Source organism: uncultured Zoogloea sp., from assembly GCF_937894855.1.
Lineage (GTDB): Bacteria > Pseudomonadota > Gammaproteobacteria > Burkholderiales > Rhodocyclaceae > Zoogloea > Zoogloea oryzae.
Genome location: NZ_CALAYQ010000167.1, coordinates 1 through 19563, shown reverse-complemented (window position 1 = coordinate 19563; position 19563 = coordinate 1). Strand labels below are relative to the sequence as shown.

Annotated in this window: 16 protein-coding genes; 6 read left to right on the top strand and 10 right to left on the bottom strand. The window is 68.5% G+C overall.

All coding sequences use genetic code 11. The annotated features are described in order from the left end of the window. Nucleotides 1–12: 12 nt before the first annotated feature. The 7 genes from Q0672_RS18620 to Q0672_RS18590 form a co-directional block, all read right to left on the bottom strand. On the bottom strand, nucleotides 13–1278 hold the full coding sequence (locus tag Q0672_RS18620) for an HlyD family efflux transporter periplasmic adaptor subunit (RefSeq protein ID WP_228111944.1): 1266 nt from the start codon (nucleotides 1276–1278) through the stop codon (nucleotides 13–15). Nucleotides 1279–1498: 220 nt separating this feature from the next. Next, complete coding sequence (locus tag Q0672_RS18615; RefSeq protein ID WP_298624680.1) at nucleotides 1499–1711, bottom strand: hypothetical protein; 213 nt, start codon at nucleotides 1709–1711, stop codon at nucleotides 1499–1501. A gap of 213 nt (nucleotides 1712–1924) precedes the next feature. Beyond that, entirely contained in the window at nucleotides 1925–2716 is a 792-nt protein-coding gene (gene rsmA, locus Q0672_RS18610; protein WP_298624678.1) for a 16S rRNA (adenine(1518)-N(6)/adenine(1519)-N(6))-dimethyltransferase RsmA, read from the bottom strand. A gap of 53 nt (nucleotides 2717–2769) precedes the next feature. After that, on the bottom strand, nucleotides 2770–3648 hold the full coding sequence (locus Q0672_RS18605) for a patatin-like phospholipase family protein (protein WP_298624676.1): 879 nt from the start codon (nucleotides 3646–3648) through the stop codon (nucleotides 2770–2772). Next, nucleotides 3645–4628, bottom strand: coding sequence for a 4-hydroxythreonine-4-phosphate dehydrogenase PdxA (gene pdxA / locus Q0672_RS18600; RefSeq protein ID WP_298624674.1), 984 nt, complete (start codon nucleotides 4626–4628; stop codon nucleotides 3645–3647). The genes Q0672_RS18605 and pdxA overlap by 4 nt, the downstream gene beginning before the upstream one ends. 107 nt (nucleotides 4629–4735) lie before the next feature. After that, nucleotides 4736–6031, bottom strand: a complete 1296-nt coding sequence (locus Q0672_RS18595; RefSeq protein ID WP_153162602.1) for a peptidylprolyl isomerase — start codon at nucleotides 6029–6031, stop codon at nucleotides 4736–4738. A gap of 17 nt (nucleotides 6032–6048) precedes the next feature. Then, nucleotides 6049–8574, bottom strand: coding sequence for an LPS-assembly protein LptD (locus tag Q0672_RS18590; protein WP_298624671.1), 2526 nt, complete (start codon nucleotides 8572–8574; stop codon nucleotides 6049–6051). Between the two features lie 81 nt (nucleotides 8575–8655). On the opposite strand from Q0672_RS18590, the gene Q0672_RS18585 reads away from it, so the two are divergent. From Q0672_RS18585 to mgtE, 6 genes are all read left to right on the top strand, one after another. Then, nucleotides 8656–9654 carry a phosphotransferase gene (locus Q0672_RS18585; RefSeq protein ID WP_298624669.1) on the top strand — a complete coding sequence of 333 codons (999 nt, stop codon included), beginning with the start codon at nucleotides 8656–8658 and terminating at the stop codon, nucleotides 9652–9654. A 19-nt stretch (nucleotides 9655–9673) separates the two neighbouring features. After that, on the top strand, nucleotides 9674–10354 hold the full coding sequence (gene murU, locus Q0672_RS18580) for an N-acetylmuramate alpha-1-phosphate uridylyltransferase MurU (RefSeq protein WP_298624698.1): 681 nt from the start codon (nucleotides 9674–9676) through the stop codon (nucleotides 10352–10354). A 127-nt stretch (nucleotides 10355–10481) separates the two neighbouring features. Then, the gene (locus Q0672_RS18575; RefSeq protein ID WP_298624667.1) at nucleotides 10482–12284 is read left to right on the top strand and encodes a hypothetical protein; all 1803 of its coding nucleotides are present in this window, start codon (nucleotides 10482–10484) and stop codon (nucleotides 12282–12284) included. 108 nt (nucleotides 12285–12392) lie between these two features. Continuing rightward, nucleotides 12393–13709 (top strand): Xaa-Pro aminopeptidase, encoded by a 1317-nt coding sequence (gene pepP / locus Q0672_RS18570; protein ID WP_298624665.1) that lies wholly within the window; start codon nucleotides 12393–12395, stop codon nucleotides 13707–13709. Between the two features lies 1 nt (nucleotide 13710). Next, on the top strand, nucleotides 13711–14853 hold the full coding sequence (locus Q0672_RS18565; protein WP_298624663.1) for an FAD-dependent monooxygenase: 1143 nt from the start codon (nucleotides 13711–13713) through the stop codon (nucleotides 14851–14853). A gap of 113 nt (nucleotides 14854–14966) precedes the next feature. Beyond that, the gene (gene mgtE / locus Q0672_RS18560; protein WP_153162608.1) at nucleotides 14967–16409 is read left to right on the top strand and encodes a magnesium transporter; all 1443 of its coding nucleotides are present in this window, start codon (nucleotides 14967–14969) and stop codon (nucleotides 16407–16409) included. 312 nt (nucleotides 16410–16721) lie between these two features. Here the strand turns inward: mgtE and hemL are convergent, their stop codons facing one another. Genes hemL through Q0672_RS18545 form a run of 3 tightly spaced genes read right to left on the bottom strand, consistent with a single transcriptional unit; the run spans nucleotide 16722 to nucleotide 19482 of the window. Continuing rightward, nucleotides 16722–18008, bottom strand: a complete 1287-nt coding sequence (gene hemL, locus Q0672_RS18555) for a glutamate-1-semialdehyde 2,1-aminomutase (protein WP_298624660.1) — start codon at nucleotides 18006–18008, stop codon at nucleotides 16722–16724. Nucleotides 18009–18028: 20 nt separating this feature from the next. Further along, a complete protein-coding gene (thiE, locus tag Q0672_RS18550) occupies nucleotides 18029–18640 on the bottom strand; it encodes a thiamine phosphate synthase (RefSeq protein ID WP_153162610.1) in 612 nt (203 codons plus the stop codon). Nucleotides 18641–18642: 2 nt separating this feature from the next. After that, the gene (locus Q0672_RS18545; RefSeq protein WP_298624657.1) at nucleotides 18643–19482 is read right to left on the bottom strand and encodes a hydroxymethylpyrimidine/phosphomethylpyrimidine kinase; all 840 of its coding nucleotides are present in this window, start codon (nucleotides 19480–19482) and stop codon (nucleotides 18643–18645) included. Between the last annotated feature and the right edge of the window lie 81 nt (nucleotides 19483–19563).

The following is a 19563-nucleotide window of genomic DNA, read 5'->3' as shown; positions in this document are numbered from 1 at the left end:
TTGAGGTCGGCATCACAGCTTGCCGGTGATGCTGATGAGGGGCTCGAGCACCCATTCGTAGAGCTTGCGGCGCTCCTGCATGATGTCGGCCTGCAGCTGCATGCCCACCTGCAGCGGGCGCGCCTCGCCGTAGGCCTGGATGGTCTGGGCGTCCAGGTCGGCGGTGATGCGATACACCGGCTCGGCGCTCGCCGTCTCGCTCATCAGGCCGAGGGCCGACAGCTCCTGGCTGGACAGCGACACCCGCGCCACCTGGGCCACGCGGCCCGGCAGGTGGCCGAACTTCTGGTAGGGATAGGGATCGAGGCGGATCATCACCCGGTCGCCCTCGCGCACGAAGCCCACCGCCTTGCTGGGCGCAAACAGATAGGCCTGCAGCCGCCCGCCCGGCGGGACGATGGACACCACCGGCCGGCTGCCATCGACGCTGTGGCCGACCTCGGCAGTCACCGCGGTGGCCACGCCATCCCGCGGCGCCACCACCAGCACCTGGCGGCGCAGTTCGCTCTCGACCAGTTCCTGGTCGGTGCTCGACAGGCCCCGGCGCAGCTCGGAAATCTGTTTGGACTGCTCCAGCGGCAGGCGCGTCAGCTCGCCCCGCAGCAGGGTGAGTTCGCGCTGCACATTGAGCCGGTCCCGCTCCAGCGCCTGCAGGCGCGAGCGCTGGTCGATCAGGTCGGCCTCGCGCAGCTGCACCTGCTCGGCGGCGATGTAGTCCTTGTCGAGCAGGCCCTTGTAGCGGCGCAGGGTGTCCTCGGCCAGCGCGACGCGGCTCTTCTGGCCGTCGATGGACTGGGCGATGACGCGCAGCTCGGCATCGAAGGCGGCCTCCTTGCGCTGCAGGTTGGCGCGCTGCTCGATCTGCAGGGATTCGGTCTTGCCCAGCTCGGCGCGCAGGCTGTTGCGACGGGCGGTGACCTGCTCCGAGATGCCGGCCAACCCGCTGGACGCGGTGTCGCTCCGGCGGTCGAGGGACAGCACGTAAAGCACGTCGCCCTGGCGCACGGCCTGCCCTTCCTGCACGCGCTTCTCCACCACCACCCCGGCCTCGCGGGGATAGACCTTCGACCATCCGCCGGCGGGCAGCAGCTGGCCCGGCACGGTGGCTCGCTTGGTGTAGCTGCCAAAGGCAAAGAAGGCGATCAGCGCCGCGCCGCACAGGGCTGCGACAAGCGCGAACACCGCAAAGGACAGCGGCTGGGCCAGCACCACGGGCCCGAGCCAGTTGGTCCGCTGGGCCTCGAGGGCTTCGGTTCGAAACAGGGAATCGTCGTTCACGGGATGCGGCAATCAGCGCTGGGCGGGGTCATGGCGCGCAGGATGGCAGCGCTGCCCGAAACGGGCGAAGAACTATTCCATAGGGAACAGCGCCAACCCGGCCGGAGCGTGCGAAATGACCTACTGCCTGGAAATGACAACGGGCCACCTCGAGAATCGGGGTGGCCCATCGGTGCCGGGCACCTCAAAAGGCGGCCGGCTCAACCCGATTCAGCAGCGATCAGCAGCCGTACTTCGGGGCGGTGTAGCAGGTGGTCGGAGCCGGCTTGCAGGGGGTGGGGGCCGGCTGACAGGGCGTCGGGGCCGGGGCGCTGCAGGACTTGAACAGGCTGGAGAGCAGGTTCAGCTTGAAGGACAGCAGGCCACCGAGCAGACAGAAGGTGCCACCGGAAACGTTCTGGACTTCCTTGGCGGACAGTTCGCGAATAGCCATTTGAAACCTCACTTGGTTGATTGAAGGCGAAAATTTTGTTTGCCGCAACGCCCCGGAGTGGGTTTCGCTGCGACACCTCCAATCTATTCGTCCCCTGCCGGGCCGGCCGTGATGTATTCACACCCTTGGAAGCCTATTTTTCAAATTTGACAGCAACTAACAAAACCACCCGAAAGACATCTTTAACTGCTGTCAATTTCCGGATTTTGCCGATTAACCCGATTTTTTTGCCACGTGATTGGCGATGCGCACGAAGTCGTCGACGCTCAGGCGCTCGCCGCGCAGACCGGGGTCGATCGCCAGCGCGGTGAAATCCCCTTCGTCGAGGTAATCCCGCAGGGTGTTGCGCAGGGTCTTGCGGCGCTGGCCGAAGGCGGCGGTGACGATCTTGCCCAGCAACGCGTAGTCGTCGGCGGTGCATTCGGCCGCCGGGCGCGGCACCATCCGCACAATGCTCGACATCACCTTGGGTGCCGGCCGGAAGGCGCCCGGCGGCACGTCAAACAGCCGCGCCATGTTGAAGCGGTACTGCAGCATCACCGACAGGCGACCGTATTCCTCGGTGCCGGGCTCGCCCACCATGCGCATCACCACCTCTTTCTGGAGCATGAAGGTCATGTCCTTCACCTTCTCGGCAAACTCGGCCAGGTGAAAGAGGATGGGCGTGGAGATGTTGTAGGGCAGGTTGCCCACCACCCGCAGCGGCACGCCGTCGGGCACGATGGTGGCGAAATCGAACTTCAGTGCGTCGCCCTCGTGGATGGTCAGCCGCTCGGGCGGGTGCTTCTCCTTGAGGCGCGCAATCAGGTCGCGGTCGATCTCCACCACGTGCAGGTGGCCCAGGGCCTCCATCAGCGGCTCGGTCATCGCGCCGAGGCCCGGGCCGATCTCGACGATGCGCTCGCCCTCCTTGGGGCGGATCGCCTCGATGATCTTGCGGATGATGTTGGGGTCGGACAGGAAGTTCTGGCCAAAGCGCTTGCGCGCCTGATGTTGCTCGCTCATCCGGGTTTCCTTCCGGTAAAAAATGGCAGCGCCGGCCCGTGGGGCGGCGGCGTTCAGTTTCTGCGTTCCCAGGCGGCGATGGCCTCGCGCACCCGCGACACGGCGGCAAAGCCGGCCTTCTCGCCTTCGAGGATGGCCTCGTGGCGTTGCTGGAAATTGGTGGCCGCAAGGCCGCGCAGCTCGGGGCGGATCACCACGTCGGCGGCGGTGAGCTCGTGCTTGCCGAGCGCCCCGCCCATGATCGCGATGGTGTCGAGGAGCAGGTCCAGCGTGCCCTGGTTGCGCTTGCCGCTGGGGCGCGCCGAGATGTCCACGGCGATCACGATGTCGGCGCCCAGCGCGCGCGCCTCGCGGGCCGGGATCGGCGCCACCAGGCCGCCATCCACGTATTCGCGCCCGCCGATGACGACCGGCGGAAAGACGCCGGGGATCGACGACGAGGCGCGCACCGCGGTGCCGGTGTTGCCGCGCTGGAAGACGATCGGCTCGCCACTCGCCAGATCGGTGGCGACCGCGGCAAAGCGGCGCTTCAGGCCGTCGATGGGGCGGTTGCCCACGTTGGCGTTGATGAACTGCTCCAGCCGCTCGCCCTTGATCACGCCCCGGTCGAACAGGCTCCAGTCGGTGACCGACGCCTCATCGAGCTGGATCGCCAGCTTCTGCAACTCGAAGGGCCCGTGGCCGGCGGCGTAGAGGGCGCCGACCACCGAACCGGCGCTGGTGCCGATCACGATGTCGGGCGCGATGCCGCTGGTCTCCAGCGCCTTGATGACGCCGATGTGGGCAAATCCGCGGGCCGCGCCACCGCCGAGGGCCAGCGCGATCTTCGGCTTGCGGGCGATGCGCGGCTCGGGCTTGACCGGCTGGGCGCCGCAGGCCGCGAGGCCCAGCGCGGCAAAGCCGCCCAGCAGGATGCGACGACGACCGATCATGCCCGCCCCCGCGCCTTGGCCATGGTGATGGCCAGCTCGACGGCGGCGAACAGGCTGCCCGGATCGGCGCGGCCGGAGCCGGCGAGATCCAGCGCGGTGCCGTGGTCGACGGAGGTACGGATGATCGGCAGGCCGAGGGTCACATTGACGCCGCCACCAAAGCTGGCGTGCTTGAGCACCGGCAGGCCCTGGTCGTGGAACATCGACAGCACGGCGTCGCCCTGCTGCAGGGTGTGGGGCACAAACAGGGTGTCGGCGGGCAGCGGGCCGACGAGATCCATGCCCTCGGCGCGGAGTTGTTCGAGCACCGGGATGATGGTGTCGATCTCTTCGGTGCCCATGTGGCCGCCCTCGCCCGCGTGGGGGTTGAGCCCGGCGACGAGGATGCGCGGCGCCGGCAGGCCGAAGTCGCGCACCAGATCGGCGTGGAGGATGCGCAGGGTGTCGGTGAGGAGCGGCCGGGTGATGGCGGCGGACACGTCCTTCAGCGGCAGATGGGTAGTGACCAGCGCCACGCGCATCCCGCCGCCCACCAGCATCATCACCACCAGCGGCGTGCCGGTGGCTTCGGCGAGGTATTCGGTGTGGCCCGAGAAAGGCACGCCCGCATCGCAGATGATGCCCTTGTGCACCGGCGCGGTGACCATCCCGGCGAACTCACCCGACTTGCAGCCGGCGATGGCCCGGTCGAGGATGTCGAGCACGTAGCGGCCGTTGGCGGCGTCGAGCCTGCCGGGCACGGCGGGCACGGCCAGCGGCACATGGAGGACTTCGATCGCCCCGGGCCGGGCGCTGGCGCCGGGCTGGTAGTCGATCACGTCGACGGAGGGTTCGACGGCATGAACCCGCGCCGCGATCATCGCCCGATCGCCCAGCACGACCAGCCGCGCGGGCCACTCGCGCCGCGGCAGCGCCGCACAGAGATCGGGACCGACGCCGGCCGGCTCGCCGCTGGTGATGGCCAGGATGGGATGGGACATGATGTTCTTGGGTTCGGGGGCTTCAAGGGCGAAGGGCTGGCACCTGGGCCAGCCCTTTGTCGGGAATCACCGCGGGCCCGACGGCGAGGGCCGTCGAGCCGGGCGGCTTACTTGTCTTCGAGCCGGTATTCGACGTAGGCCCGGTCGCGCAGCTGGCGCAGCCAATCCTGATAGGCCTCGTCGGACTTGCGCTCGCGCAGGGCGTTGCGGGCGGCGGCACGCTTGCGGTCGTCGGAGACATCCTGCACCCGGCGTTCCTCGACGAGGATCAGGTGCCAGCCAAAGGGCGACTTGACGGGCTGGCTGAGCTCGCCGGGCTTGAGGGCGTCCATGGCCTGCTCGAAATCGGGCACGGTGTCGCCCGGGTAGATCCAGCCCAGATCGCCACCCTTGGCGGCGGAGATGTCGGCGGAGTGCTGGCGGGCCAGATCGGCGAAGCTGGCTCCACCCTGGACGACGCGCTCGCGCAGGTCGGTGAGGCGGCGCTTCGCGTCGGCGTCGGACACCACTTCGCTGGTCTTGATCAGGATGTGGCGGGCGTGGGTCTGCTGCACCTGGGCGGGCGGCACACCCTGGCTGCCGCCCTTGCGCTCAATCATCTTGACGAGGTGGAAGCCCGCCGCGCTGCGCAGGATCGGGGTGACTTCACCCGGACGCAGGTTGGCGATGGCCTCGGCGAACAGGCCGGGCAGCCGCTCGGCGCTGCGCCAGCCGATGTTGCCGCCGGAGAGGGCGTCGGGCGCGTCGGAATAGCTGGCGGCGAGCTTGTCGAAGGCTTCGCCCCGGGCGATGCGGGCGGCGACGTCTTCGGCCTTGGCGCGCAGGCGGGCGAGCTGCTCGGGGCTGGCGCTCTCGGGGGCGCGGAACAGGATGTGGGCGAGGTTGTACTCGGCCTGGCCGACGACGTTTTCGGGGTGGGACAGGAAGTTGTTCACCTCGGCGTCGGACACCACGATGCGGCTCTCGACCTCACGCTCGCGCACGCGGCCGAGGAGGATCTCGTTGCGCACTTCCTCGCGGAAGCGCTCCCAGGTGATGCCGTCCCGCTCGAGGGCCTTGCGGAAATCGGTCATCGACAGCTTGTTGTTGTCGGCGATGCGACCCAGGGCGCGTTCGAGGGTGACGTCGTCCACCCGCAGCGAGGTTTCGCCGGCGAGCTGGATCTGCAGGCGTTCGATGATCTGGCGTTCGAGCACCTGACGCTCGAGCACATCGGACGGCGGCAGCGGCGTGCCCTGGCGATTCAACTGGCGGGTGACCTGTTCGACCCGCTGACGCAGCTCGGCCTTGGTGATCACCTCGCTGTTGACGACCGCCACGATGCGGTCGACCTCGACCGGGCTGGCGGCCAGGGTGGCGTGGGCAAACAGGGACGCTGCGATCAGGGTAGCGATGAGTTTCATGGGGTTGGGGTGGTCTTTCAGAATTCGTCGTCGTCGCTGCCAACGTAGGGCGTCGAGCCCTCGTTGATCTTCCCATATCCGGGCACGTTGCGCTTGAGCATGGTGAGCGGGCTGGAGCCGATGCTGCCGGCGCCGTTGAACTCGAGCTGGAAGAAGAACGAGCGGTTCACGTCGGTGGAGGTGGTGACGAGCTGCTGCACCACGCCGCGGAACACCCAGCAGCCGGCGTTGTATTCGATACCGGCGATCCCCTGGGTGAGGCGGTGGTCGCGCAGGTTGCGGTTGTAGCGGGCGACGCCGTACAGGTTGCCCCACAGCGGCCACTGGCCGGAGATGTCCAGATCGCGGAAGCCGTCGGGCGACTTGGGATCGGTGGAGTAGTTGTGCTTGTAGCGCCAGCTGACCGACACCGCCCGGGCGTAGGCGGGCTGGAAGCGCACGCCGACATTGAAGCGCTCGGTCCAGTTGTCCCGCGGGTTGTACTGCCACGCGGTGTCGAACTGGAACTTGGGCATGAAGGTGGCGCTGAAGGCGGCGAGCAGGTCGGCCTGCTTGCCGGTTCGCATTGGCGCGCCGTCAGCGAGGGCGACGCGCTGATCCACCAGGTAGTAGCGCTGGCCCAGCGCGGCACGCACGGTCTCGGCGCCGGTATTGGGGTCGATCAGGCGGCTCTGCAGCGCGGTGGTGACCTGGTTGGCGTTGGAGATGCGGTCGCCGCCGGTGTAGACGTTCTCGGCGAAGATCTGCGCGAAGTTGAAGTCGTAGAAGCCGGAGTCGAAGTTGGGGATCTTCGACTGGTCGGTGTAAGGCACGTAGAGGTAGTACACCCGCGGCTCGAGGGTCTGGATGTAATCCCGGCCGCCGAAGCTGGTGTCGCGCTCGAAGGTCACGCCGGAATCCACCGAGAAGATGGGCAGCGAGCGCGACTGGCTGGTGTCGCCGGTGGGCGTGCCCCGGTAGTCGATGTCGTAGCGGGTGGCGTGGACACCGATCTTGGGCGTCACGTAGAAAGCGGAGGTCTGCAGCGGCAGCGACAGCTGCGGGTAGAGCGTGAGGCGGCGGCCTTCGGTCTGGGTCGGATGCGAGAAGGAGACGAACTCGCTGGCCAGATGGAAGGTGGTGCCGCCGGGCAGCTCGGGCCGCAGGGCGTTGAGGGTGAGCTGCGGCAGGCGCTTGTAGGGCTCGGAGCGGACGCCGGTGAGGGTGTCGGGCAGGGTCTGGAACGACTGCAGCATCGCGCTGGCGTTCCACCAGCCGCCCCCGCCGTAGGTCAGGCTGGCCTGGCGCGGGATGTTGACGGTGGAGGTGAGCGTCAGGCGCGTGGAGAGATCGGTGAAGTACTTCGGGTCGGAAATGCCCGCAAAGTTGATGTTGCCGGCCCAGCCGTCGCCGAAATTGTGATCGTGGCGGATCGTGCCGGCGTAGCGGCTGCGCTGTTCGACCTGGTCGTTGGGCAGGTATTCGAGGTAGGTGATGCCCCGGTAAGTCGGCGTGACGTAGCGCGTCTCGTTGCGCATCTGCAGGCCGCGCAGGCCCATGTAGCGCAGCGTGAGGGTGTCGTCGTAGTTGGGCGCCAGGTTGAAGTAGTAGGGCACCGACAGATCGATGCCGACCTTGTTCGAGGTGCCGAAGGTGGGCGACAGCACGCCCGAGCGGCGCGCTTCCGACAGCGGGAAATCGGCCCACGGCAGGTAGCCCAGGGGCAGGCCCTTGAACACCAGGGTGCCGCCCTTGGCTTCGCCCACTTCCCGGTCGTAGTCGAGCTGCAGCTCGTTGGCGCGGATGTACCAGTCGGGCCGCTCGGGCTTGCAGCTGGTCCAGGTGCCGTTGAGGAAACGGAACTGGTTTTCGCCTTCGAGCTCGAGGCTTTCGGCCGAGCCGTGGCCGGTGAGGGGCTGCTGGGCGCGCGGCACAGACTGCCCCGGCAGCAGGATCTGCCCCGGCGGCGCCGGGCGGCCCGGGCGGCTGATGGTGTACTCGGGCGAATCGAAGGTACCGACCTGCTCTTCCACCTTCATGCGCATGTGGGGGCCGCTCATGGTGTCACCACCGCGGCTCACGCGGACGTTGCCGGTGGCCTCGACCTCGTCGGTCAGTTCGAAGTAATGGAGCCTGTCGCCCACCACACGGGTGTTGTCGCGCACCAGCTCGGCCGAACCTTCGGCAACCGCATCCACATCCTGCAGGCCCGACACCTTGTCACCGGTGATGACCGTTGAGCCGGGCTTGAGGGGCTGGGCGGGGGCTGGCGCGACCGCTACGGGCACGCCCCGGCTCACCCGGGCCGGCGGCACGGGCTTGTCGGCAGCCTTGGCTGCGGGCCTGGACGCGGCGGCGGCCGGCGTCGGGGCCGGTTTCAAGGCCTGTTTGTCGGTGACCACCGCGGGGGCCGGATCGGAGACCGCCGGTGCGGCCGCAGGCGTCGGCGCGGGGCCGAGCAGTGCAGGCGACACGAAGAAGGGCGGAAGCGTTTCGGCACCGGCACGCCCCCACAAGGCGAACAGGGCGATCGACAGAAAGCGCAACTGGGTACGAGGTTTCATCCCGGGACAGGAACCAGCCGGCGAGCCGACCGCATGGTTTGATAAACTGCGCGATTTTACACGAACGCCTCACCGACTCCCGTGGAACGACGCCAACAACTCCAGTCCTGGATCGCCGCCGAATTTCCCGGCCGCGCCTTTGAAATCGCTCCGGCCAGCGCCGACGCCAGCTTCCGGCGCTACTTCCGGGTTACATTCGCTGACGATTCCGTGCCGCTGATCGTCATGGACGCCCCGCCCGCCCACGAAGATTGCAGGCCCTACATCAAGGTGGCCGAGCTTTTCGGGGCCGCCGGCGTGCATGTGCCGCACATCCACAAGCAGAATCTCGAAGAAGGTTTCCTGCTCCTGTCCGACCTGGGCAGCACCACCTACCTGCAGGCGCTCACCAAGGACAACGCCCACAATCTGTACGCCGAAGCCCTCGGCGCGCTGATCTCCATCCAGCTCGCCAGCCGCCCCGGCGTGCTGCCCGAGTACAACCGCGAGCTGCTGATGCGCGAGCTGGAGCTCTTCCCGGTGTGGTTCGTGGGCCGCCACAAGGGCGTCACCCTCACCGAGAAGCAGACCGCCGATCTGTACGACGTGTTCGACCGCATCGTCGACGTGAACCTCGGCGAGCCGCGGGTCTTCGTGCACCGTGACTACCACTGCCGCAACCTGATGGTGAGCACCCCCAACCCCGGCGTGCTGGACTTCCAGGACGCCGTCTACGGCCCCCTCACCTACGACCTCGCCTCCCTGTTCAAGGACGCCTACATCCACTGGGAAGAGGATTTCGTCCTCGACATGCTCGCCCGCTACTGGGAAACCGCCCGCCGCCTGGGCCTGCCGGTGCGCCCGGATTTCGCCGAGTTCCACCGCGATTTCGAATGGATGGGCGTGCAGCGCCACATCAAGGTGCTGGGCATCTTCGCGCGGCTGTATCACCGCGACGGCAAGGACGGCTATCTGAAGGACATGCCCCTCGTCATGCAATACCTGCGCAAGGCCTGCGAGCGCTATGGCGAACTCAAGCCCCTGCTGCGCCTGCTGGAGCAGCTCGAGCCCACCGTCACCGAAGTCGGCTACTCCTTCTGAGCGCCCCGCGATGAAAGCCATGATCCTGGCCGCCGGCCGCGGCGAACGCATGCGCCCCCTCACCGACACCTGCCCCAAGCCGCTCCTGCCGGCGGGCGGCAAGCCGCTGATCGTCTGGCACATCGAACGCCTCGCGGCCGCCGGGGTCACCGGCCTCGTCATCAACCACGCCCACCTGGGGCAGATGATCGAGGACGCGCTGGGCGACGGCGCGCGCTTCGGCCTGCCCATCGCCTACTCGCCGGAAGGCACGGCACTGGAAACCGCCGGTGGCATCGCCCGCGCCCTGCCGCTCTTGGGTGAGGCGCCCTTCATCGTGGTCAATGGCGACGTCTTCTGCGACGCCGACTTCGCCGCCCTCGCCCGGGTCGCGGAAGGCCTCGCTGCCGACGGCCCCCTCGCCCACCTGCTGCTGGTGCCGAGCCCCGCCCACAACCCCGCCGGCGACTTCGGCCTGCTGCCCGACGGCCACGTGGTGGACGACGGCCGCGGCGAACGCCTCACCTTCTCGGGCATCGGCGCCTACCACCCCGCCCTCTTCGCCGGCGTGGCCCCTGACCAGCCCGCCAAGCTCGCCCCGCTGCTGCGCGCCGCGATGGCCGCCGGCAAGGTCACCGGCGCCCGCCATGACGGCCGCTGGGTGGACGTGGGCACGCCCGAACGCCTCGCCGAGCTCGACGCCAGCCTGCGCACCGCCTGAACAAACCACCAAACCTGTCGCCCCCGATATTTGCCCTGGATCAACACGCAGTAATTCAGGGAGAATAAGGTGAAATCCGCTGCCGCCCTGTGGCGAGACAGCACCTTTCATCGTCGGGAGAACAACAATGCGCGCCAGGCACCTGCGCCACCTGATCACACTGGCCGCCGCCGCCATCCTCACAGCCTGCGGCGGAGGCGGCGGCGGAGGCGGCGGCGGAGGCGGCGGCGGTTCGTCGCCCACCACCCGTGCGCCCCTGCCCCAGGTGGTGTCCGACACCAATCCGGTCGGCGACCGGGTCGACCTGCGCAGCCGCAACTACTTCCCGGCCGCGGCGGGCGACAGCTGGACTTACGACTACATCCAGAACGGCGTCACGACAAGCAACCTGGTCACCCGCACGGTCGGCAGCACCACCGCCGACGGCTACACGATCTCGGAGCGCGTCGGCAGCGGCCTGCCCGATACCGAGACCTATCGCCGCACCGGTGCCGGCCTGGCAGTGCCCGACTTCACCGACGGCAGCACGCCCGCCGCCGCACGCACCCTCATCGGCGAGATCCTGATGTATCCCGAGCCCTTCTACCCGACGGGCGCCACCCGCAGCATCGTCCGGCAGGGGGACTGGGGTGCCGATGCGGACGGCGACGGCATCAACGAGAGCTTCCGGCTGGAGATCACCCAGCAGCTGGTCGGCCTCGAGAACATGGCGCTGCCGCAAGGCGCCGCCGAGACCGCGCGTTTCCGCACCGTCACGGTGCTGACCCTCTCGCCCTCGTCCCTGGCTAACACCCCCTACACCGTCACCGCCACCGAAGAGACCTGGTGGGCGCCCGGCATCGGCCTCGTGCAAGCCGACCGCACGGCAGTGGACTCCAGCAGCGCAACCGTCATCGCGCCGTACCGGCTGCGCATCGCCAGCGGCAGCGTTGGCGGCACGACGTTGTTCGAGCCGCCGCCTGACGGCACCGTCACCAAGCTCACCCTGACCCACAACGCCCTCGTGTTCGACGCCACCCGCAACCGCTACTACGCGTCGATTCCCGGCAGCGTGGCCGGCACCGGCAACAGCATCGCCACCATCGACGCCAGCACCGGCGCCGTCAGCAATTCTCTCGCCGTCGGTTCGGAGCCCTTTGCGATGGCCCTCGCGCCGGATGGCTCGGCCCTCTACGTGGGCCTGAATGGCAGCGGCGAAGTGGTCAAGCTCAGCCTGCCCGGCATGACCGAACAGTACCGGACGCACCTGCCCACCTCCTCCTTCTTCGGACGACAACTGGTGGCCAAGTCCATCGCCGCCTCGCCAGCAGAGGCCGACGTGATCGCCGTCTCCCTTCTTGATCAGCAGTCGTCCCCTGGCAGCGCGGGTGTTGCCCTCCTGCGCACCGGCACGCTCCAGCCGCAGATCGCGGGCGGATTCATCTCGACCTCGGCAGCGATCGGCCCCATCGCATTCAACGGAACGGGCACGACGGTATATGGCTACGAGGATGAGACCAGTGGATACAACCTCTACGCCATGTCCGTCCGTGGCGACGGCCTGGTGATGGCCAACTCCACCGGCACCACTGGAGACTTCAGCTTGCGCAATGTGGACTGGACCAGTCGGGGCGTCCTCATTGGCCGCAGCATCTACCGCGACGGCGACCTCGCCCTGCTCGGCACCAGCCCGTACGGCAGCTGTCGCCCCCTGCGGGTAGCGAACCGGATGGTGTGCGTTGTCAATTACGGCACCGGAAAACTGGTGACGGTCGACACCACGAGCTTCGCCACGGTCACGGTGCTCACTTTCAACACGGCGTACCGTCCGGACGATCCGAGCCAGCTCGTCCCGGGCGCCGCCGGCCAGGTCGCGATCCGCCTCGGCAGCAGCTACCGCACCCAGCCCGCCACCGCCATCTGGCTGTTCAACAGCCAGATGCTCCAGTAAGCCGCCCTTTTCGCCGGGCGCGGCCTTCTGCGCCGCGTCCGGCGATTGTCAGCAGGGGCGGAAGCGGCATATCCTCGCCGGTTCCCGACGCATCACCGGTTCTGCCCCATGCCCGTAGACATCGCCCCCTTCCAGGCCCGCCGCGCGCGGCTTCTCGCCACCATGCAGGCCGCCGGTGGCGGCGTGGCGGTCATCCCCACGTCGCCCGAGCGCCATCGCAACCGCGACACCACCTACGCCTACCGCTTCGACAGCTACTTCTACTACCTCACCGCCTTCCGCGAGCCCGAGGCGGTGCTGGTGCTGGTGGCGGGCGACACGCCCCGGAGCATCCTGTTCTGCCGCACCAAGGACGTTGAACGCGAAATCTGGGACGGCTACCGCTTCGGCCCCGACGCCGCCAAGGATGCCTTCGGCTTCGACGAGGCCCGCCCCATCGACGAACTGGACGAGCAGCTCGGCCAGCTCCTCGCCAACCAGCCGACGGTGTTCCACTCCATCGGCTACGAGCCCGAGTGGGACCGGCGCATCGCCGACGCCCTCAACCGCGTGCGCGCCCAGGCCCGCACCGGCGCCCACGCCCCGGCCCAGATCCGCGACGTGCGCAGCCTGATCGACGACATGCGCCTCATCAAGGACGCGTCCGAGATCGCCACCATGCGCCGCGCAGCCGAGATCTCCGCCGGCGCCCACATCCGCGCCATGCGCGCCGCCCGCCCCGGCGTCTTCGAATACGAAGTCGAGGCCGAGCTGATCCACGAATTCCGCCGTCACGGCAGCCAGGCGCCGGCCTACAGCTCCATCGTCGCCACCGGCCCCAACGCCTGCGTGCTGCACTACGTCGAGAACGACCGCCAGCTGGCCGACGGCGACCTGCTGCTGATCGACGCCGGCTGCGAGCTCGACGGCTACGCCTCCGACATCACCCGCAGCTTTCCGGTGAATGGCCGCTTCAGCGGGCCGCAGAAGGCGGTGTACGAGCTGGTGCTCGCCGCCCAGGCCGCCGCCATCGCCGAAATCCGCCCCGGCGCCAGCTGGAACGCCGGCCACGACGCCGCGGTGCGCGTGCTCGCCCAGGGCTATCTCGACCTGGGCCTCCTCACCGGCAGCCTCGACGGCGCCATCGAATCCGGCAGCTACCGCCAGTTCTACATGCACCGCACCGGCCACTGGCTGGGCCTCGACGTGCACGACGCGGGCGAATACAAGCAGGCCGGCGAGTGGCGCAACCTTGAGGCGGGCAACGTGCTCACCGTCGAGCCCGGCACCTACATCCGCCCGGCCGAAGGCGTGCCCGAAGCCTTCTGGAACATCGGCATCCGCATCGAGGACGACGCCCTCGTCACCGACACCGGCTGCGACATCATCACCCACGCCACGCCCAAGTCCGTGGCCGACATCGAAGCCATCATGGCAGCGCGCTGAAATGGAACGACACGACATCGCCATCGTCGGCGCCGGCCCGGTGGGCATGACCCTCGCGCTGGCCCTCAAGGACGCCGGCCTCGACATCCTGCTGCTGGACGCCCGTGCCCGCGGCGCCGCGCGGAGCGATCCGCGGGTGCTGGCCCTGTCCCACGGCACCCGGCTTACGCTGGAGCGCCTGGGCATCTGGGCGCAGCTGCCCGCCACGCCCATCGAGACCATCCACGTCTCCCAGCAGGGCGGGCTCGGCCGCACCGTGCTCGACGCCCATGAATACGGCCAGCCGGCCCTGGGCTACGTGGTCGGCGCCGGCCCCCTCGCCGCTGCGCTCGACGACGCCCTCGCCGCCGCCGGCATCCCGATCCGCGACCACGCGGCGGTCACCGGCCTCGCCGCCGGCGCCAACGACGTGATCCTCAGCCTCGCCGACGGCAACACCATCAGCGCGCGCCTCGCCGCCTGCGCCGAAGGCCTCATCGACGGCGCCGACGACGCGCAGCTCGTCGAGCGGGACTACGCCCAGCACGCGGTGATCAGCATCGCCACCCCGGCCACCGGCCACGGCCGCCGGGCCTGGGAACGCTTCACGCCGCAAGGCCCGCTGGCCGTGCTGCCCTGCGGCGACGACTGCGCCATCGTCCACACCGCCAGCCCCGACGACGCCGACGCCCTGATGGCCCTCGACGACGCGGCCTACCTCGCGCGCCTGCAGAGCCACTTTGGCGACCGCCTGCGCTTTGCGTCGGTGGGCGAACGGGCGCGCTACCCCCTCAAGCTGCGCTACCGGCCCGAGCCCGTCGGCCAGCGCACGGTGTGGCTCGGCAACGCCGCGCAAACCCTGCATCCAGTGGCCGGCCAGGGCTACAACCTGGCCCTGCGCGACGTGTGGGCCTGCGCCCAGGTGATCCTGCGGGCCGGCGGCGATCCCGGTGCGGCCGAAACCCTCGCCACCTACGCCCGCGAACGGCGCGTCGACCGCAGCGGCACGATCCGCTTCACCGACACCCTGGTGCGCCTGTTCAGCAACGCCGTCGCGCCGCTCCACCATGCCCGCGGCGCCGGCCTCTTCGCCCTTGATCTGCTGCCCCCGGCGCGCCATTTCGTGGCCAAGCGGATGATGTTCGGGGCCCGCGCCTGGCCTTGATCACCGGGGCGCCGCGCGACATGCATTTGCAGGTCGCCGCGGCGCAGCAAACCCCGTAGAATTCGCCTCCCTGCGCACCGCCCGGCGCCCCGCCGCCCACGGGAAGTTCCAGCATGGCCGATACCGACGACCTCCAGCACCACGACGACCTGGACAGCCACCTGAAGGAGGTCCAGCACCTGCTCGCCCGCCACAAGCTGGTGGAGGGTCTCGTGCACCGGCAGGACATGCCCAAGCATGATCTGGTAGAGAGCCTCGTCCACAAGCAGCACGTCCAGGAACTCACCCACAAGCTCGACAGCCTCCACTCGGCCGACGTCGCCCACATCCTCGAAGCCCTGCCGCTGGAGGACCGCCTCTTCGTCTGGGATCTGGTCAAGGCCGAGCGGGACGGCGAGATCCTCCTCGAAGTCTCCGACGCGGTGCGGGAATCCCTCATCGAGTCGATGGACCCGGCCTCCCTGCGGGCCGCCGCCGAACAGCTCGACGCCGACGAACTGGCCGACCTCGCGCCCGACCTGCCCCAGGAGGTGATGGAGGACGTCTACCGCGGCCTCGACCCCGAGGAGCGCGAGCAGCTTCGCGCCGCCATGTCCTACCCCGAGGATTCGGTGGGCGCGCTGATGGATTTCGAGATGGTCACCGTGCGCGAGGACGTGACCCTCGAAGTGGTGCTGCGCTACCTGCGCCGCTTCGAAGAACTGCCCGATCACACCGACCAGCTCTTCGTGGTCGATCGCGACGAACACCTGCGCGGCGTGCTGCCCATCAACCGGCTGCTCCTGAGCGACCCGGAAACCGAGGTGAGCGACATCATGCTCACCGACACCCTCACGCTCGAACCCGCCGACGAAGCCGAAACCGCCGCCCAGGCCTTCGAGCGTTACGACCTCGTTTCCGCACCGGTGGTGGATTACCACCGCAAGCTGGTGGGCCGGCTCACCGTGGCGGCGGTGGTGGACTTCATCCGTGAAGAAACCGAGAACGAGCTGCTCTCCCAGGCCGGTCTGAAAGAAGGCGAAGACATCTTCGCCCCGGTGTGGGATTCGGTGAAGAACCGCTGGGCCTGGCTGGCCGTCAATCTGGTCACTGCCTTCTTCGCCAGCCGGGTGATCGGCGCCTTTGAACACTCCATCGAGAAGCTCGTCGCGCTGGCCGCACTGATGCCCATCGTGGCGGGCATCGGCGGCAACTCGGGCAACCAGACGATCACCATGATCGTGCGCGGCATCGCCATGGGCCAGGTGCAGGAAGACGCCCTCACCCGCCTCCTCAAGAAGGAGATGGGCGTCGCCCTCATCAACGGGCTGGTGTGGGGCGGGCTGCTCGGCGTGCTGGCGTGGATTCTCTACGGCAGCGGCAAGCTGGGCGCGGTGATGACCGCCGCAATGACCCTCAACCTGCTCCTCGCCGCCTTCGTGGGCGTGATGGCCCCGATGATCCGCCACCGCCTGGGGCAGGACCCTGCCGTCGGCTCCAGCGTCATCATCACCGCCGTCACCGACTCCGGCGGCTTCTTCATCTTCCTCGGGCTGGCGACGATCTTCCTGATGTAGGGCACGCATCAGCCCGATCTCGGACCTGTAGCACTGACATGTAGGTCGGACTTCAGTCCGACAAAAGCGACCCGCTCAACGCGCGGTGTCGGACTGAAGTCCGACCTTCAGGAACGCCCCCACCCACACAAACATCGTTTCAGCGCGAGAAACGTCGATTCAGCGCCTGAAACTGAGTTTCAGGGGCGCGCAATAAAGATTCAGGCGCTGAAACCAGGTTTCAGCGCCTGAATCGAAGACCTTCTGCCGGGAAACTGCGTTTCAGCGTCTGAAACGACGCCTACGGGCCGAGAAACGAAGTTTCCGGCCCGATCAGCCCGCGTTGGCCGCGAACCACGCGTCGGCAGCGGCGATGGTCGAGTCGATGTCGGCCTCGGAGTGCGCTGCCGACACGAAGCCCGCCTCGAAAGCCGACGGGGCGAAGTAATGGCCGGCATCCAGCATCGCGTGGAAGAAGCGGTTGAAGGTCTCGCGGTCCGAGGCCATCACGTCGGCGTAGGTCTGGGGGACGGCCTTGGCGAAGTACAGGCCGAACATGCCGCCCACCGAATCGGCGATGAAGTTAACCCCGTGCTTCCTGGCTGCGGCGTTGAGACCGGCCACCAGCCGCTCGGTGCGGGCGGTGAGGGTTTCGTAGAAGCCCGGGCGGGCGATCTGCTCGAGGCTGGCGAGGCCGGCGGCCACGGCCACCGGGCTGCCCGACAGCGTGCCGGCCTGGTACACGCCGCCCAGGGGGGCGATCTTCTCCATGATGTCGCGACGGCCGCCGAAGGCGCCCACCGGCATGCCGCCGCCGATCACCTTGCCCAGGGTGGTGAGATCCGGCGTGATGCCGTAGAGGCCCTGCACGCCCCGCGGGCCGACGCGGAAACCGGTCATCACCTCGTCGAAGATCAGCACCGCGCCGTGCTCGGTGCACAGCCGGCGCAGCAGGTGCATGAAGTGGGCCGAAGGCTTGACGAGGTTCATGTTGCCGGCGATGGGCTCGATGATCACGCAGGCGATCTCGCTGCCGCGGGCCTTGAAGGTTCCTTCCAGCTGGGCCGGGTTGTTGTAGTCGAGCACCACGGTGTGCTTGGCGAAGTCTTCGGGCACGCCGGCGGAGGACGGGTTGCCGAAGGTGAGCAGACCGGAGCCGGCCTTCACCAGCAGGCTGTCGGCGTGGCCGTGGTAGCAGCCCTCGAACTTGATGATCGCGTCGCGGCCGGTGAAGCCCCGGGCGAGGCGGATCGCGCTCATCGTGGCTTCGGTGCCACTGGAAACCAGGCGCACCATCTCCATGCTCGGCAGGAGTTCGCACAGGCGCTCGGCCATGTCGATCTCGCGCTCGGTGGGAGCGCCGAAGGACAGGCCCTCCAGCGCGGCCGAACGCACCGCCTCGACCACCACCGGATCGGCGTGACCGAGGATCGCCGGGCCCCAGGAACCCACGTAGTCGAGGTATTCCTTGCCGTCCGCGTCCCACACCCGCGCGCCCAGGGCCTTCTTGAGGAAGCGCGGGGTGCCGCCCACCGAGCGGAAGGCACGGACCGGCGAGTTGACGCCGCCGGGAATGGTGCGCTGGGCGCGGGCAAAGAGTTCTTCGTTGCGACTGGTCATGCTGGGAGCTTCCTGAGAGGTCAATCGAACAACCCGGCGTAGGCCGCCGCGCGGGCGGCCGGGTCGGGCGCAGAGAATACGTCGCTGATCACGGCGAGGAGATCGGCCCCGGCCGCCACCAGGGCCGGCGCGTTGTCGAGGGTGATGCCGCCGATGGCCGCCACCGGCAGGCGCAGCTCGCGGTGGGCGCGGGTGAGCAGGTCGAGCCCGGCGCGCGGGGCGTCGGGCTTGGTGGAGGACGTGAACATCGCCCCGAAGGCCACGTAGTCGACACCCGCCGCGGCGCCGGCCACCGCCCGCTGCCATTCGTTGTAGCAGCTCACGCCGAGGATGCGCCCCGGCCCCAGGGCCGCGCGGGCGAGGGCCGGATCGCCGTCGTCGCGGCCCAGGTGGGCACCGTCGGCACCGATCTCGAGGGCCAGCGCGAGGCTGTCGTTGATCACCAGCGGCACGCCGGCGGCCCGGCACAGGGCCAGCAGGCGCGTGGACTGCTCACGCTTGAGGGCCGCATCGGCGAGCTTGTTGCGGTATTGCACGATCGCCGGGCGCGACGGCAGCACCGTCGCCACGGCGGCGAGCAGCGCGTCGGTATCGAGGAGATCGGGCGTGACGAGATAAAGACCGCGCCGCATCTTCAGCCCCCGCCCCGGTCGGGCGGGCCGGCCCAGAAAAAACGGTCGGGAATGTACTGCCCCATGCCGGGGCGGAAGGCCGCCGAGAGGGTCTGCCAGGTGAAGCCCTGGGCCTCGAAGACGGCGTTGGACATGTCGAGCCCGTGGGCCAGCGCGGCCGCAGCCGCCGAGGCCAGCGTGCACCCGGAACCGTGGTAGCTGCCGGGCAGACGCTCCCACGGATCGGCCCGCAACACGCCCTTCGCCCCATAAAGGGTATTAACCACCTGCGGGGTGTTGGCGTGGGAGCCGGTGATCAGTACATACTCGGTCCCCAACTCGAGCAACATCGTGGCGCAATCGGCCATGCTGCGCTCTTCGCCATCATCGCCGTAGCTGGCGACGAGACGCCGGGCCTCCATCGTGTTGGGCGTGATGAGTGTGGCCTGGGGAATGATGAACTCCCGCAGCGTGGCCAGCATGAGCTCGGAGGCCAGCTCGTCACCCCGACCCGAGGCGACGATCGGATCGACGATGACGGGGATGTGAGGGTAATCGGAGATGATCTCGGCGATCACCTCGATGTTCTCGACGCTGCCCAGCACGCCGAGCTTGAAGGCCTGCACCGGCATGTCTTCAAGCACCGTGCGAGCCTGTTCGATGACGAAATCCGCGTCCACGGGCAATACCTCCTCGACGCCGACAGTGTCCTGGACGGTGAGGCCGGTGATGACCGTCAGGGGGTGACACCCCATGCTGGAAATCGTCATTATGTCTGCCTGGATTCCGGCGCCACCGGTAGGATCGGAGGCGGCGAACACGAGAACCAGGGGGGGAGAGGGATCGCTGCGGTTAGTAGTCATTCCGGGAAACGAGGACGCACAATTTTGACTGCGACTGCGCTACCATTCACGATCCAAGCGATTCTAGCCGAAATCACAGCG